This is a genomic window from Ruminococcoides intestinale, assembly GCF_040095935.1.
GTDB lineage: Bacteria > Bacillota > Clostridia > Oscillospirales > Acutalibacteraceae > Ruminococcoides > Ruminococcoides intestinale.
This window is the reverse complement of the sequence record NZ_JBBMFQ010000002.1, coordinates 55,860-71,726: the sequence shown is the minus strand read 5'-3', so window position 1 is coordinate 71,726 and position 15,867 is coordinate 55,860. Positions and strand designations below refer to the sequence as shown.

The following is a 15,867-nucleotide window of genomic DNA, read 5'->3' as shown; positions in this document are numbered from 1 at the left end:
GCACATGGCAGAGAATGTATTTGAAGCGGTCAAGCAGTCGGTCAGCACCAGAGAAGCGGCAGAGTTTTACGGGATAAAAGTCAGTCGAACTGGCATGGCCTGCTGTCCCTTTCACGATGATAAGAATCCCAGCATGAAGGTAGACCAGCGGTTCCACTGCTTTGGCTGTGGTGCAGATGGGGATGTGATCGACTTTACCGCAAAGCTCTTTAACCTCTCCCCAAAAGAAGCGGCAGAGAAACTGGCACAGGACTTTGGCCTGATCTATGACAGTCAGGCCCCGCCCCGCAGGAGATATGTCCGGCAAAAAACCGAGGCACAGAAGTTTCGGGAGGATCGACAGCGCTGTTACCGTGTACTGTCCGATTACTACTATCTGTTGAAAAAATGGGAAGCCGACCGTTCTCCCAGGACACCGGAGGAAGAACCGCACCCCCGTTTTGTGGAAGCAATCCAGAAGAAAGCCTATGTAGAGTACCTGCTGGACCTTTTTCTTTATGAAAGTGAAGAAGAACAAAAGGCATGGATTGCAGAACACACAGCAGAAATCACACACTTGGAAAGGAGATTGAAAATCATGGCTGAGAACAAACCCACCAACCGAGAACGGCTAAGGGAAATCACAGATGGCATCGAGCAGGGCATCAAAGAACTGTTTGAGAGTGAAAAGTATATGCGCTATCTGTCCGTTATGTCCCGCTTCCACCGCTATTCGGTAAACAACACCATGCTCATCTATATGCAGAAGCCGGACGCCACATTGGTAGCCGGATACAATAAGTGGAAAGACCAGTTTGAGCGTCATGTAAAAAAGGGCGAGCATGGCATTACCATCATCGCTCCCACACCGTATAAGAAGAAAATCGAGGAGCAGAAGCTGGACCCAGATACCAAGGCTCCGATTCTGGATAAAGACGGAAAGATCGTCACAGAGGAAAAAGAAATCGAGATTCCCATGTTTCGCCCTGTCAAGGTCTTTGATGTGAGCCAGACCGACGGGAAACCTTTGCCTGAGCTTGCATCATCCCTTTCCGGCAATGTGCCAAATTATGAGGCATTCATGGAGGCCCTGCGCCGCAGCGCACCGGTGCCGATTACTTTTGAAGCAATGGCCGCCGATACGGACGGCTATTTTTCTGCTGATCATCAGAAAATTGCCATTCGTCAGGGCATGAGCGAGGTGCAGACGGTTTCGGCCACGGTTCACGAGATTGCTCACAGCAAGCTCCATGACCCTAAAAAATATGAAATGCTACCGTCATGGAAGGTTGTGCTGGAGAGTGAAGGTGGAACTAAGCATGATTTCAAGCTGGATTTTGCCACAGAAAAAGAAGCCGAACAGTTTGCTTCTGATATGGATTGGCGCTATGTGGACGAAAATCAGTTTGAATGGCGTCTTGCAGTTGAGGAAGATGCAACCGCAGAAAAACAGGCAATCAAAAACCGTCACACGGAAGAAGTGGAGGCTGAAAGCATCTCCTATGCAGTCTGCAAATATTTTGGAATTGAGACAGGAGAAAACAGCTTTGGCTATATTGCCAGTTGGAGTCAGGGCAAGGAGCTGAAAGAACTGAGAGCCAGTTTGGAGACCATCAACAAAACCTCCGGCACTTTGATCTCCGATATTGAGCGCCACTATAAGGAAATCTGCAAAGAGCGCGGAATCGACCCTCATGCAAAGGTAGAGCCGGAACCCGCCCCGATAGAGCAGCCAGAAGATGCCGCTAAGGTATCTGATAGACAGCAGACCGGCGATCTGACCTACTATGTAGCAGAGTGCATGGAATTTCCAAACCTCGGAGAATACCACGATAACCTGTCTTTGGAGGAAGCAATCCGCATTTATCAGGAGATTCCGGCAGAACGAATGAACGGGATCAAGGGCATTGGTTTTGAGCTGAAAGACGGAAGCGACTATGAAGGACCTTTTCCGATTTTGACCGGCCAGACCATTGACCTAGACACCATCCAGGCAATCGACTATTACCGTGATAATCCTCTGGTGCAAAAAGCGGTAAAGGAACTGGCTGCGGCAATGCCGGAAATGGAAGTGCTGGGGGCGGACGCCAATCAGCAGGAGGCTTTGTTTCTGATCGACAATGCCACCTATCTTCATATCCAGTCCTGTGACAGCGGCTGGGACTATACCCTTTACGATGCCGCATCCATGAAAGAGCTGGATGGTGGTCAGCTGGATATGCCGGAGATTTCCCGCATGAAGGCAGTTCTCCAGATTTGTGATGACAACGATTTGGGCAGAGACTCGGTAAAATACGCACCGTTGTCCATGATTGAGACCTTGCAGGAAGCTGCCTACCAGCAGATGCAGGCAGAGGCCAGTCAGATGGCTGCTTCTTCCCAGCTGCCGGAAGCACAGGAGCAGGCACTGGATGAATACCCCATGCCGGATGAGCAGGTCTCCACACCAGATATGCAGGAATACGGCTACTCCTATGATGGGATGTTCCCTGTTACCAGAGAACGGGCGCTGGAACTGGATGCTGCCGGTTTGACCGTTTATGTGCTGCATGAGGACAATACGGAGAGCATGGTGTTTGACCCGCAGGAAATCATGGATCATGGCGGTCTTTTTGGCGTGGACCGTGAGGAATGGGAGAAAAGCCCTCAGTTCCACGAAAAGGTCATGGAGCGTCAGGAACATCAGCAGGAACGCGAACAGGCATTTCTATCCCAGAACAGAGATTGCTTTGCTATCTATCAGGTGAGCCGTGACGATCCGCAGAATGTGCGCTTTATGAATCTGGATTGGTTAAAGTCCCATGACATTTCCATAGACCGCAGCAATTATGACCTCATTTACACAGCTCCGCTGAGGGAGTCTGGCACGGTACCGGAGCAGCTGGAAAAACTATATGAGCAGTTTAATCTGCAAAAGCCGGCGGATTTTCACAGTCCTTCTATGAGTGTCAGTGACATCGTTGCGATCAAGCAGGACGGTAAGGTATCCTGTCATTACTGTGACAGTGTTGGTTTTACCCAGATCCCCGGATTCCTGCCGGAAAATCCGTTGAAAAATGCGGAGATGGCCGTGGAGGACGATTACGGCATGATCGACGGTATCATCAACAATGGCGCAAAAGAGCCTACGGTGGCAGAGCTGGAACAGCAGGCCCGTAGCGGTCAGCCCATTTCCCTCATGGATTTGGCTACCGCTGCCCATCGGGAGGAACGGGAAAAGAAAAAGTCCGTCATGGAGCAGCTGAAAAGCCAGCCCAAGGCAGAACACAAAAAGATAGCGCCAAAAAAGAGTGCGGAAAGGGAGATTTGATATGGGAAACTTTACTTTTGAGGAAATGAACCTGATGTGCATTTACAATACCGGCAGCCGCACCGGACTGATCGACAGCCTGCGTGAGATGCGCGGCGAGCTGGCCCCGGAGGAAACCGAGCTGCGGGAGTTGACAGACAGCGCACTGGGCAAGCTCCAGGCCATGAGTGATGCCGAGTTTGCCGAGCTGGAGTTGTATCCGGATTTTGACCAGTAAACACTATAATCGCAGGGATGGGGTGGCAATATGCCACCCCACCTTTTTACCCCAAAACTGAAAGGAGGACAGAACACTATGCCAACCAAAGCTGAACTATATGCACAGATGGCGGAGAAGGTAACAACGCAGCTCACGGGGAGCTGGCAGGAATGGGCAGGGTTTCTCACCACTGCTTCCCGCCTTTACAAGTACCCGTTCCATGAGCAGTTGATGATCTACGCCCAGCGTCCGGACGCCACCGCCTGTGCAGAGTACGATTTGTGGAATGAAAAGATGGGCCGGTATGTAAGGCGCGGCTCCAAGGGAATTGCTCTGGTGGACGATTCCGGGGACAGGCCTCGCCTGCGCTATGTTTTTGATATTTCCGACACCGGAACCCGTGAACATTCCCGCACTCCCTGGCTGTGGCAGCTGGAGGAGCGCCATTTGGATTCGGTGCAGGCCATGCTTGAGCGCACCTATGATGTTTCCGGTGATGACCTTGCCGGACAGCTCACCGAGGTAGCCGGAAAACTGGCTGAGGAATACTGGACGGAGCATCAGCAGGACTTCTTCTATATCGTTGACGGTTCCTTTTTGGAGGAATATGATGAGTTTAACATCGGAGTACAGTTCAAGGCAGCAGCCACCGTCAGTATCACTTACGCTTTGATGTCCCGCTGTGGACTGGAGCCGGAACGCTACTTCGACCACGAAGATTTCATGGCGATCTTTGATTTCAATACTCCGGCAACCATCGGAGCGCTGGGAACAGCGGTCAGCCAGATCAACCAGCAGGTGCTGCGGCAGATCGGCGTTACCGTCCGAAATGCAGAGCGCGAAGCCAACCAAGAAAGGAGCAAACAAGATGAACAATCCCATGACCTATATCCAGAACGGAGACTATCTGATTCCCGACCTGAAGCTGAGCCAGCAGCCGGAGAAACCCCTGGGCAAGTACGGAAGGATGAGGAAAACCTACCTGAAGGAACACCGTCCCATCCTCTACAACCAGATGTTGCTGAGCGAGAAGCTGTACCCGCACCTTCTGGAGATCGACGAGACCGCCCAGAGCAGACTGGAGCAGATGATGCCCCAGCTGGCGAAGGAAGCGGGAGCCACCGAGGAACTGAAAGCCAGCGATCCCATGAAGTGGGTGGGGCTGATGAACACCTGCAAAGCCCAGGCCGAGGAAATCCTGATGGCGGAGCTTATCAACAGCTGACTCTAAACCTGTTCCTCTCCGAAGCGGAACAGATCCAATCCATAGATGAAGCAGAGAATGTAGCGCATACATCCTCTGCTTTTTCTTTTGCCCAAAATGACATTGACCATATGCTGCGTTTGGGAGGCAATACAGACCGTCAGAGGGAGCGTGTGGTTGCGGCCTTTGAAAAGCAGAAAACCACCGCTGAGATTGCCGAGATACTGAAAACGCTGTACCACGGTGGCAACGGCCTTGGCAGTGTGAGTGCATGGTATGCCGAGGATGGTATCCATCTTTCCCACGGGAAGTCTGTCCGTTATGACAGGTCTGCCCAGGTCATTTCCTGGGAGAGCGCCGCAGAGCGTATCGGGGAGCTTTTGGAAAGTGGTCAGTTTGCCTCCAATGTGGAGCTTGCAGAAGCGGCAGGCTATGAACGCTCCCTCCTCTCGGAAAAGCTCTGGCATCTGTATCACGATCTCAGTGAGGACGCCAGAAAAGCCGGATATTTGTCCTGCCTGTCAGAGATCAAAGGCAATGGTTTCCCAGAGGAGACCCGCCGCCTGACGGAGCAGCTGAGTGACCCGGCTTTCCGCCAGACCCTCAAGGAAGAATACGCTGCCTTCTGGACTGCCTATCAGCAGGACCGTGACCTGTTGCGTTTTCACTATCATAGACCGAGGGAGATCTGGGAGAACCTGAAGGACCTTGACCTGCCCCGCAGGACCTTTTCTTCAGAGCTTTCCCAAGTGCCAACCGTCCAGCACTTTATTACCGAGGATGAGATCGACGCCGCCATGACCGGCGGAAGCAGTTTCGCCGGAGGAAAAGGCCGTATCTATGCGTTCTTCATGGAAAACCATACGGATAAGGAGAAAGTAAGATTCCTCAAAGACGAGTATGGCATTGGCGGACGCTCTCATGCCTTGTCCGGTGCAACACACAGCGGCGAAGATCACGATGGGAAAGGACTGCACTATAAAAAGCAGGACTGCCCGGATGTTCACTTGAACTGGGAAAAGGTTGCCAAGCGCATTACCTCACTTGTCCAGAAAGACCGCTATCTTACCGAACAGGAACAGGCGCAGTATGACAAGATCCAGGCTGAAAAGGAACTGGCAGAAGAAGATGCCATTCAAGCACAGCAGCCGGAGGTGGAGAAAGAAACGCCAAAGCCTACCCTTGGGGAGCAGTTTGAGCAGTATAAGCCTGTGGTGACTGCCGCCATTTCCGAGGATACCGCATATCGCAATGCCTGCGGTCATTCTGACCGTGAAAATGCTGTCATCGAGGGTAATGCCGCTGTGCGCCGTGCAGTCCTTGGTTCTAAGGATATGGAGCTGATCCGACTCTATTCGGATGCGCCGGAGTTCCGTCAGCGTTTACACCGGGAAGTGATCGACGAGACCTATCCAAAGCTCCATGAGCTTCTGCGCCCTCTTTCTCAGGAAGATATTGATACTGCCCTTTGTGCATGGAACGGCAATATCGAGAGTAAACACGCTGTTGTCCGCTATATGAAAGACCATGCAAGAGAAAAAGATACCGCCGCATGGCTGGCTCAGGAATACAGTGGCAGCAACATCCCGTTCGTTGTCCGTGCCGGAAGTCCGGAGGAAACGCAGCTGCCCTGGCCGAAGGTACAGCGCCGGATTGCCCAGCTCATTCAGGAGGACCGGTTCTATACCGAAGAAGAACAGGAACGTTTTGACAACATCGACCCCATCGCCATCCGGGAAGCTCTGGAGGAAAGAGGGATCGTCAACGGCCAGGTGGCAGACCCGGAAAAACTGGACAATGCCCCGTTTATCCAACAGGTGATGTCAGATGCCGAGCAGATCGCAGATGCCGAGACAGAGCAGACTTCCGAAGTTTCCATTTCCGATGAGGAATATGATGCAGTTCGCCGCCCTACTCCGCAAAGAACATCCTATGACCCTGCTGCCCCGGTCTATGCCGTGGGCGATACCGTGTATATCGAGGATGCCACCTATCAGATCACAGAGCTGCGGAATGACACCGTGCAGCTTCTGCCCACCGGTATGGTATATCCCATCTACCGGGCAGAGCGTAAAGAACAGTTCGAGCAGCTGCTTCGGGCAGACCGCCGCAATGCTTACTATACCGAATTTTTTCCCAGTGACCCGGACAAGGCAGATCAGGACTTGCGGGATGTATTGGCTCATGGACTGATGGATGAAGCGGATAAAAAGCAGATTTACACGCTGCTGCAATCCGGCAGGAGCAACAGCGAGATTGCCTACTGGCTGAGCAGAGCCTATTCCGGTGAGATCGAGACACTGAATCTGGAGACCGGCGATATTGCCGATTACCGTACCACGGCACAGGGCATAGAGCTGGAAGTCATGGATGCAGAGGAAAAGCGTCTGGCTATGCTATATTTCCGCTGGGATGAGGTTGCACCTTTGCTGCGCGGGATGTATGCCCGTCAGCAGGACGGTTTTGGACAGGAACAGCCCCAACCGTCTGCCGAATCCCCGGCCTTCCATTCCGAGACCGTGGCCGTCTATCCAGGAGACAAGAACAATCTGCCTTATGATGTGGTGGTGGAACGACTGCATATCGAGGAGCCGGAGCCGCCAGCCCCTGTGACTGAGCCGGAGAAAACCTTTGAAGAAGTGCTGGACGAACACCCGGTTTCCATTCAGGTCAATGGCCAGTGGCAGACCTTCCCCAATGCCAAAGCTGCCGAGGAAGCATCTTATGAGGATTATAAGGCTAACCTGCGCCGCAATGCAAAAAACTTCCGCATTACCGATGAGCATTTGGGCGAAGGCGGTCCGAAAGCCAAGTTCCAGGCAAATGTCAATGCGATTCGTTTGCTGAAAGAGCTGGAAGCTGCCGGACAGCAGGCAAGCCCCGAACAGCAGGAGGTTCTTTCTCGATATGTGGGCTGGGGCGGTCTCTCTGATGCGTTTGACCCGGAGAAACCGGTATGGGCTTTAGAGTATGCCCAGCTAAAAGAACTGTTGACCCCGGAGGAATATGCCGCCGCCAGAAGCTCTACCCTCAACGCCCATTACACCAGCCCTACGGTCATTCAGGCCATCTATGAAGCGGTGGACCGTATGGGATTTGAGACCGGAAATATTCTGGAGCCGTCTATGGGTGTGGGCAATTTCTTTGGTATGCTGCCGGAGAAAATGCGAAACAGCCGTCTGTACGGCGTGGAGCTGGACCCTGTTTCCGGGCGCATCGCAAAGCAGCTCTATCCCAAGGCGGACATCACAGTAGGAGGCTTTGAGACCACCGACAGGCGAGATTTCTATGACCTTGCCATTGGTAATGTGCCTTTCGGCCAGTATCAGGTTCGAGATAAAGCCTATGATAAGCTGAATTTCAGCATCCACAACTACTTTTTTGCCAAAGCACTCGACCAGGTGCGTCCCGGCGGCGTGGTGGCCTTTGTCACCAGCCGCTATACGATGGACGCCAAGGATTCCACCGTGCGCCGGTATCTTGCTCAACGTGCCGAGCTGCTGGGAGCCATCCGTCTGCCCAATGACGCTTTCAAGAAAAACGCTGGTGCAGAGGTCGTTTCAGACATCATTTTCCTGCAAAAGCGTGACCGTCCGCTGGACATTGCACCAGAGTGGACCCAGACCGGACAGACGCAGGACGGCTTTGCCATCAACCGCTATTTCCTGGACCACCCGGAAATGGTGCTGGGCCGACAGGAACCGGTAAGCACTGCTCATGGTATGGACTACACCGTGAACCCTATCGAGGGACTGGAGCTTTCCGACCAGCTGCATGATGCGGTGAAGTACATTCATGGCACTTATCAGGAGGCAGAGCTGCCGGAGCTGGGCGAAGGCGAAGCTATTGACACCTCCATTCCTGCCGACCCCAATGTGAAGAACTATTCCTATGCCATTGTAGATGGGCAGGTGTACTACCGGGAAAACAGCCGTATGGTGCGCCCTGACCTCAACGCCACCGCCGAAGCCCGTGTAAAAGGTCTTGTGGGACTGCGTGATTGTGTGCAGGAACTGATCGACCTTCAGATGGATGCAGCGGTTCCGGACAGCACCATTCGGGAGAAGCAGGCGGAACTGAACAGTCTCTATGACAGCTTTTCTTCCAAATACGGTCTCATCAATGACCGTGCAAACCGTCTGGCCTATGCAGACGATTCTTCCTATTACCTGCTCTGTGCGCTGGAAGTCATCGACGAGGACGGAAAGCTGGAACGCAAGGCAGATATGTTCACCAAGCGGACCATTAAGCCCCATCAGGCGGTGGCTGTGGTGGATACGGCAAGTGAAGCACTGGCGGTGTCCATCTCGGAAAAAGCCTGCGTGGATATGGACTATATGAGCCAGCTTACCAGAAAAACAAAAGAAGAACTGGCCGGAGAGCTGCAAGGCGTAATCTTCCGTGTACCGGGACAGTTGGAGCAGGACGGAACGCCCCATTATGTGACTGCTGATGAATACCTCTCTGGCAATGTACGCCGAAAACTGCGTCAGGCGCAGCGGGCGGCACAGCAGGACCCGGTTTATGCAGTCAATGTGGAAGCTCTTACCGCCGCCCAGCCCAAAGACCTGGATGCGTCGGAGATTGAGGTGCGTCTGGGCGCTACCTGGATTGACAAGGAATATATCCAGCAGTTTATGTATGAGACCTTTAATACCCCGTTTTATCTCCAGCGCAGTATCGGGGTCAACTATTCGTCCTTTACCGCTGAATGGCAGATCAAGGGGAAATCTTCTGTATCCTACAACGATGTGGCAGCTTATACCACCTATGGGACCAGTCGTGCCAATGCCTACAAGATTTTAGAGGACAGCCTGAACCTGCGGGATGTCCGCATCTATGACACCATAGAGGACGCAGACGGAAAAGAGCGCCGGGTTCTGAACGCCAAGGAGACCACCCTGGCAGCTCAAAAACAGCAGGCGATCCGGGAAGCCTTTAGGGACTGGATCTGGAGAGACCCGGAGCGCCGCCAGACTTTGGTGCGCCAGTACAACGAAGAAATGAACTCTATCCGTCCCCGCGAGTATGATGGCAGCCATATCACTTTTGGGGGCATGAACCCGGCCATTACCCTGCGGGAACATCAGAAAAGCGCCATCGCCCATGTGCTGTATGGAGGAAATACCCTGTTGGCACATGAAGTAGGCGCAGGCAAAACTTTTGAGATGGTAGCTGCTTCGATGGAAGCCAAACGCCTGGGATTGTGCCAGAAATCTCTCTTTGTGGTTCCAAACCATCTGACCGAGCAGTGGGCGTCGGAGTTTCTGCGTCTCTATCCTTCCGCCAATATCTTAGTCACCACAAAAAAAGACTTTGAGACCCATAACCGAAAGAAGTTCTGCGCTCGTATTGCGACGGGTGATTATGATGCCATTATCATGGGACACAGTCAGTTTGAGCGTATCCCCATCAGCCGGGAGCGTCAGGAACGGCTTCTCTATGAACAGATCGACGAGATCACCGAGGGGATTGCAGAGGTACAGGCCAGCGGCGGCGAGCGTTTTACTGTCAAGCAGCTGGAACGCACCCGCAAATCTCTGGAAGCCAGATTGGAGAAATTGCAGGCTGAGGGCCGCAAGGACGATGTGGTGACATTCGAGCAGCTGGGCGTGGACCGTTTGTTTGTGGACGAGGCCCACAACTATAAAAACCTGTTTCTATACACAAAAATGCGGAATGTGGCAGGTCTCTCCACCAGCGATGCCCAAAAGTCCAGCGATATGTTCGCCAAGTGCCGCTATATGGATGAGATCACCGGAAACCGTGGCGTGATTTTTGCCACCGGCACCCCGGTCAGCAACTCCATGACCGAGCTTTACACCATGCAGCGTTATCTTCAGTATGAACGCCTGCAAGAACTGAACATGACCCACTTCGACTGCTGGGCTTCCCGATTTGGAGAGACCGTCACAGCATTGGAACTGGCACCGGAAGGCACCGGCTACCGGGCAAGAACGAGATTCAGCAAGTTCTTTAATCTGCCGGAGCTGATGAACCTGTTCAAAGAAGTGGCGGACATCAAGACCGCCGACCAACTGAACCTGCCCACCCCGGAGGTGGAATACCACAACATCGTGGCGCAGCCTACCGAACATCAGCAGGAAATGGTCAAGACCCTTTCGGAGCGCGCATCGCTGGTACACAGCGGAACCGTTGACCCGTCCCAGGACAATATGCTCAAGATTACCTCGGATGGCCGTAAGCTGGGCCTGGACCAGAGAATCGTCAACCAGATGCTGCCGGATGAACCTGGCACAAAGGTCAATCAGTGCGTGGACAACATCATGCAGATCTGGCGGGATGGCAAAGCTGACAAGCTGACCCAGCTGGTGTTCTGCGACATTTCTACACCGCAGGCAAAAGCTCCTGCAAGCAAGGCGGCGAAAACGCTGGATAATCCACTGCTTCACGCATTGGAAGGCGCTGTGCCTCTGCCGGAGCAGGAACCGGTCTTTACGGTATATGACGATATTCGTCAGAAACTCATTGCTCAGGGAATGCCTGCCGACCAGATCGCTTTTATCCATGAAGCCAACACCGAAGTGCGGAAAAAGGAGTTGTTCTCTAAAGTCCGTACCGGTCAGGTGCGTGTCCTTTTGGGCAGCACCGCCAAGATGGGCGCAGGCACCAATGTGCAGGACCGTCTGGTGGCACTTCATGACCTGGACTGTCCGTGGAGACCGGGAGACCTTGCCCAGCGCAAGGGCCGTATCGAGCGCCAGGGTAACCAGAATCCTCTTGTCCATGTGTACCGCTATGTGACCGAAGGAACCTTTGACGCATACCTCTGGCAGACGGTGGAGAATAAACAAAAATTCATCAGCCAGATCATGACTTCTAAATCGCCGGTGCGCTCCTGCGATGATGTGGATGAAACAGCCCTCAGTTTTGCCGAGATCAAGGCTTTGTGTGCCGGAGATCCCCGCATCAAGGAGCGTATGGATTTGGATGTGGAGGTATCCCGCCTGAAGCTGATGAAAGCCGACCACCAGAGCAAGCAATATCGTTTGGAGGACCAGCTGCTCAAATACTTCCCGGAGGAGATTGAAAAGCACAAAGGTTTTATCAAGGGCTTTGAATCTGACCTGGAGGTTTTGACAGCGCACCCGCACCCGGAGGACGGTTTTGCTGGTATGGAAATCCGAGGTGATCTGCTGACCGATAAGGAGAATGCCGGCGCAGCACTTCTGGATGCCTGCAAGGAGGTCAAAACCTCCGATCCAGTGCAGATCGGCAGCTACCGGGGCTATGCCATATCCGTGGAATTTTCCGCATGGAAACAGGAGTATACGCTCCTGCTGAAAGGACAGATGACCCACCGGGCAACCCTGGGTATAGACCCTCGCGGAAATCTTACCCGTATCGACAATGCCCTCGCCCAGATGCCCCAGCGTCTGGAGGCGGCAAAGGCCCAGCTGGATAACCTCTATCAGCAGCAGGCTGCCGCAAAGGAGGAAGTCGGAAAGCCATTCCTTTATGAAGAAGAACTGCGAAGCAAAAATGCCCGTCTGGTGGAGCTGGATACTTTGCTCAACATCGACGGAAAGGGACAGGCGCACGCAGAGGCTGTTGTTGCCAAAAGCACACGGACTTCGGTGCTGGACAGCCTGAAGCGTCCGGCGACGCCCCGCAGTACAGACAAGAAACCAAAACAGCATGAGGAGGTGCGATAACATGAATACCAACGATCTGAATACAGCCCTTTTTGAAAAGATGACTGCCGAACAGGACAAGTTCCGGGACTGGCTGAAAAGCCAGTCCCCGGAAGAAGTCTTAAACCATGCCTATGAGTACACCATCCGCGAGGACATCGTGATGGCAATGGAGGAATTGGAGTTGACCGATGCCCAGGCACAGGCGCTTTTGGAATCTTCTTCGCCGCTGGCGGATGTGTACAGCTACTTTGAAAAGCTGGAGACCGGTCACATGGATGTGATCCGGGACAGCATTGAGAACCGTGCCGACGATGTGTGCAGAGCTAAAGAGGAACTGCGAACAACACCGGTCTATCCCCATTCAGCTGCCTATGCGAGAGAACATGGGGAGCTGGAGCAGTACCGAGCTTCCAACAATGTAAATCTCCAATGCAAGGAGTCCATTGAAGCGGCGGTGCGGGAACACTTCGACGGAATGTATCTCAGCCACGATGCGGCAAAGGGTGTGATCGAGACCTATGGCATGGAGCGTGTGGCTATGGTTCTGGCTAACACCGTCCAGCTTCAGGACTGGGATGGGCGCTACTCCCGACGCAACAAAGAATGGGCCAAGACCATTCCTAATGAGAATCCCGAAACCGTCCGTTGTGGTTATGCCTTAAACAGCCACCCTGCTGTGCTGGATGGTTTTATTGATCTGGTGCGTGAAGAACAGCAGCGCAGCCGTACCCAGAGAGAAAAACTGGAACCGTCCCGTCCCTCAGTACGGGATAAGCTCAAACAGGAGCTGCCCGCCCATAAGTCTGCCGCCCCGAAAAAACGGGAGCCGGAGCGATAACCATGGCAAAGCGCAAGCGGGATGTGCCGGTTTTGTTTTGGGTGTCCGCAGAAGAACTGGAACTGATCCATCAAAAGATGCAGCAATACGGGACAGAGAATTTGAGCGCTTATCTGCGGAAAATGGCGCTGGATGGTTATGTGGTCAAGCTGGAACTGCCAGAGCTGAAGGAGTTGGTCTCCCTGATGCGCCGAAGCAGCAACAACTTGAACCAGCTGACCCGCAAAGTGCATGAGACCGGGCGGGTTTATAATGCTGACTTGGAGGATATATCCCAGCGGCAGGAACAACTGTGGGAGGGTGTAAAGGAAATCCTTACCCAACTCTCCAAACTTTCATAACAGGGATAGATACTCCATTTGCGGAGGGAGGAACGGCGTTTCTTCGCCGCACCTTCCTCCGCTTTTTCTTTTTGTCTGTATCCTTGTCTTTTGCCTGTCCGTACCGGATAATATGAGTAGAATAAGAAGCGTAGCAAAGGAGTGAAAACAGATGCTGACCTTTGAAAAGGTGCTGGAGATTTTTGCGGATTACCTGACCGCAGACGAGACCATAGAAGTTTATATCAGCCGCCATGGATGTGTAAGAGTTGAATTTGACCAAGATTTTCACTATTGCTCTGGCGAGGTGTGCCATACTCCCAAGGAACTGTTCGACCTCTTAGCCGATGATTACCGGACTTATCTGGAGATTGAACTGACCAAAGGAAAACGGGAAGTGACGGAAGATGATGAGAGAGAAGCGGATGCCCTGTGCAAACGGCATCTGGAGCGTTGGAAGGAGGAACAGGAATGAAGATTTTGAAATGTCTACTGATGATCGTAACTGCACCGGTCGTTTTGGTGTTGACGCTTTTTGTCTGGCTCTGCATGGGGCTGATCTACATATCCGGTCTGGTGCTTGGTCTGCTTAGCACGGTAATTGCTCTGCTTGGCGTGGCTGTGCTGATTACCTATTCCCCGCAGAATGGTGTGATTTTGCTGGTTATAGCTTTTTTGATTAGCCCGATGGGATTGCCGCTTGCGGCGATCTGGCTGTTGGGTAAGGTGCAGGATTTGAAATTTGCGATCCAGGATTGGATGTATGGGTAAATGATGTGAATAAATCTGGAATGAAAAGAAGCAGGACAATGGGAGATGAGACCCAGTGCCCTGCTTCTTGGTTATTTGGAATGAACGGTAGTGTATTTCTGGTTTTTGCTTTTGGGTTTGTCTGGAAACATCATTTTAAGTTTACCAGAAGATAATAAAGGCTTGAGGTAATATTTGCTGAAGTGAGAACGGCTGGAAACATCAATATATGCTTGCATTTCATCTCGACTTTTAGGGTCTGCACAAAATTCCAATAGCAAGTTTTGTTTGGTGATCACAGATGTATCATGTGCGGCATCATGTGCTGTATCATGTGCGGAAGCACCGCACATGATGTAGTTTACATTTTTCAAGATGACTCTGAAATCTGTCGCTGTTGAGGAAAATTCGGGCTTATATGCCTCTGAGTATCCAGGCAGCTTTTCGGTTTCACTGACGATTTTGCGTAGGCCACTTCCACGGCGTTCCATGTACTTCATGCGGTGGAACAGGTCAGCAATCACAGGGTTTCGCCGCATGGAACGGATACTGTAAATATCGTATTCCTGAATTGAGCCGCCGCCAAACATACCGCCCGGAGATGTGATTTCCACCCGATCATCAAACATATCAATATGGATTTCGCTGCCAAGCACAATATAATCACGATGGATAAGCGCATTGACAAGAGCCTCTGTCACAGCTCGTTCAGCATAATCCGGCTTGTCTACACGATACTGTGCCTTTTTGACAAAACGGACTTTGGAATTATTGCGAATAAATTCACTGCCGCTGTTCAGTAAATAAATCAAATTTCCCTCGTATTCTTTATCGTCCAGCGCATCATCAAAGATAGAGCCTTTTTCCAAGCCATTCCACCGGGTACAGAACATACGGGAGTTATAAACCGTGTGCTGATCGGTCATGAGTTTTCCGGCATTGGTCAGGAGTCCATTTTTATCAGTCAAACCAAAGGAGACATAATCGGATGGCTCAAAGCGGAGACCGGTCCGTTCCAGATAGGTTGCTTCCAGAAGTGTAAAGCTGTAATCCTTTTTTACCGCGTCTGTTGTTAGGGTATCAAAGGACTGATTGGTTCCCTTTAAGATCAATTCATTCACAATGTAATCAGGGGCAATTACGCTTTCATTTCCAACACGGATATATGCCTCCATCACACCGTCTGCCTTGTAATAATATGGGGTGCTACGGCCGGGAGAAACCTCCAGAGCTAATAGATTTTTACCATCTTCCTGTAATGGTTTTAAGATAAACTGAGGTAATGGTGTGATACGTTCTTTGATTAAGCGGCTGATCGCTTCAGCATCCTTTTGAACATCGGACAAGCCGATAGGCTCCCGGTCATCGGAGACTCCGAAAAACAGAGTGCCGCCGATTCCATTGGAAAAGGCACTGACACTTTTTAACCAGCTTTTTGGCTTTTTTGTTTCGAGAGCAACTTTGAAATCACATTCTGTTGCCTCAGCAATGAGCTGTTCTATCATAGAAATCCCTCCTTTGAGGTTGTAGAATATTCTTTTTTATTATACCCAGCGGAGAAAGTTATTGCAACGATAGAAGCAAAGAGTTCAGCGAAAACAAAAATATT

10 protein-coding genes are annotated in these 15,867 nt (G+C 51.9%); 8 read left to right on the top strand and 2 right to left on the bottom strand.

Going from position 1 to position 15,867, the window contains the following annotated elements; genetic code table 11:
* The first annotated feature begins 4 nt into the window (after nt 1-4).
* Nucleotides 5-3,289, top strand: a complete 3,285-nt coding sequence (locus tag WMO31_RS04030) for a YodL domain-containing protein (protein WP_367999255.1) — start codon at nt 5-7, stop codon at nt 3,287-3,289.
* A 1-nt stretch (nt 3,290) separates the two neighbouring features.
* Nucleotides 3,291-3,506 (top strand): transposon-transfer assisting family protein, encoded by a 216-nt coding sequence (locus WMO31_RS04025; RefSeq protein WP_002576226.1) that lies wholly within the window; start codon nt 3,291-3,293, stop codon nt 3,504-3,506.
* 96 nt (nt 3,507-3,602) lie between these two features.
* Here WMO31_RS04025 and WMO31_RS04020 read toward each other — a convergent pair whose 3' ends face one another.
* Entirely contained in the window at nt 3,603-4,370 is a 768-nt protein-coding gene (locus tag WMO31_RS04020; protein WP_367999254.1) for a hypothetical protein, read from the bottom strand.
* Here WMO31_RS04020 and WMO31_RS04015 point away from each other — a divergent pair.
* The 6 genes from WMO31_RS04015 (at nt 4,357) to WMO31_RS03990 (ending at nt 14,279) form a co-directional block, all read left to right on the top strand.
* Nucleotides 4,357-4,713 carry a TnpV protein gene (locus tag WMO31_RS04015; protein ID WP_081016879.1) on the top strand — a complete coding sequence of 119 codons (357 nt, stop codon included), beginning with the start codon at nt 4,357-4,359 and terminating at the stop codon, nt 4,711-4,713. The genes WMO31_RS04020 and WMO31_RS04015 overlap by 14 nt on opposite strands.
* 110 nt (nt 4,714-4,823) lie before the next feature.
* Nucleotides 4,824-12,368, top strand: coding sequence for a helicase-like domain-containing protein (locus WMO31_RS04010; protein WP_498371335.1), 7,545 nt, complete (start codon nt 4,824-4,826; stop codon nt 12,366-12,368).
* Nucleotide 12,369: 1 nt separating this feature from the next.
* Nucleotides 12,370-13,188: a DUF3849 domain-containing protein gene (locus tag WMO31_RS04005; RefSeq protein ID WP_367999253.1), complete on the top strand. Its 819-nt coding sequence runs from the start codon at nt 12,370-12,372 to the stop codon at nt 13,186-13,188.
* Nucleotides 13,185-13,529: a plasmid mobilization protein gene (locus tag WMO31_RS04000; RefSeq protein WP_425518628.1), complete on the top strand. Its 345-nt coding sequence runs from the start codon at nt 13,185-13,187 to the stop codon at nt 13,527-13,529. Before WMO31_RS04005 ends, WMO31_RS04000 begins: the two co-directional genes overlap by 4 nt.
* 151 nt (nt 13,530-13,680) lie before the next feature.
* Entirely contained in the window at nt 13,681-13,983 is a 303-nt protein-coding gene (locus WMO31_RS03995) for a hypothetical protein (RefSeq protein ID WP_007045794.1), read from the top strand.
* Nucleotides 13,980-14,279: a CD1845 family protein gene (locus WMO31_RS03990; protein ID WP_367999252.1), complete on the top strand. Its 300-nt coding sequence runs from the start codon at nt 13,980-13,982 to the stop codon at nt 14,277-14,279. The genes WMO31_RS03995 and WMO31_RS03990 overlap by 4 nt, the downstream gene beginning before the upstream one ends.
* Nucleotides 14,280-14,350: 71 nt before the next feature.
* Here WMO31_RS03990 and WMO31_RS03985 read toward each other — a convergent pair whose 3' ends face one another.
* Entirely contained in the window at nt 14,351-15,763 is a 1,413-nt protein-coding gene (locus WMO31_RS03985; RefSeq protein WP_367999251.1) for an ATP-binding protein, read from the bottom strand.
* Nucleotides 15,764-15,867 lie beyond the last annotated feature (104 nt).

Bases quoted from the DNA above. Each gene is read 5' to 3' on its own strand.
- WMO31_RS04030 (WP_367999255.1), top strand. From the start codon at position 5: ATGGCAGAGAATGTATTTGAAGCGGTCAAGCAGTCGGTCAGCACCAGA.
- WMO31_RS04025 (WP_002576226.1), top strand. From the start codon at position 3,291: ATGGGAAACTTTACTTTTGAGGAAATGAACCTGATGTGCATTTACAAT.
- WMO31_RS04015 (WP_081016879.1), top strand. From the start codon at position 4,357: ATGAACAATCCCATGACCTATATCCAGAACGGAGACTATCTGATTCCC.
- WMO31_RS04020 (WP_367999254.1), bottom strand. From the start codon at position 4,370: ATGGGATTGTTCATCTTGTTTGCTCCTTTCTTGGTTGGCTTCGCGCTC.
- WMO31_RS04010 (WP_498371335.1), top strand. From the start codon at position 4,824: ATGCTGCGTTTGGGAGGCAATACAGACCGTCAGAGGGAGCGTGTGGTT.
- WMO31_RS04005 (WP_367999253.1), top strand. From the start codon at position 12,370: ATGAATACCAACGATCTGAATACAGCCCTTTTTGAAAAGATGACTGCC.
- WMO31_RS03995 (WP_007045794.1), top strand. From the start codon at position 13,681: ATGCTGACCTTTGAAAAGGTGCTGGAGATTTTTGCGGATTACCTGACC.
- WMO31_RS03990 (WP_367999252.1), top strand. From the start codon at position 13,980: ATGAAGATTTTGAAATGTCTACTGATGATCGTAACTGCACCGGTCGTT.
- WMO31_RS03985 (WP_367999251.1), bottom strand. From the start codon at position 15,763: ATGATAGAACAGCTCATTGCTGAGGCAACAGAATGTGATTTCAAAGTT.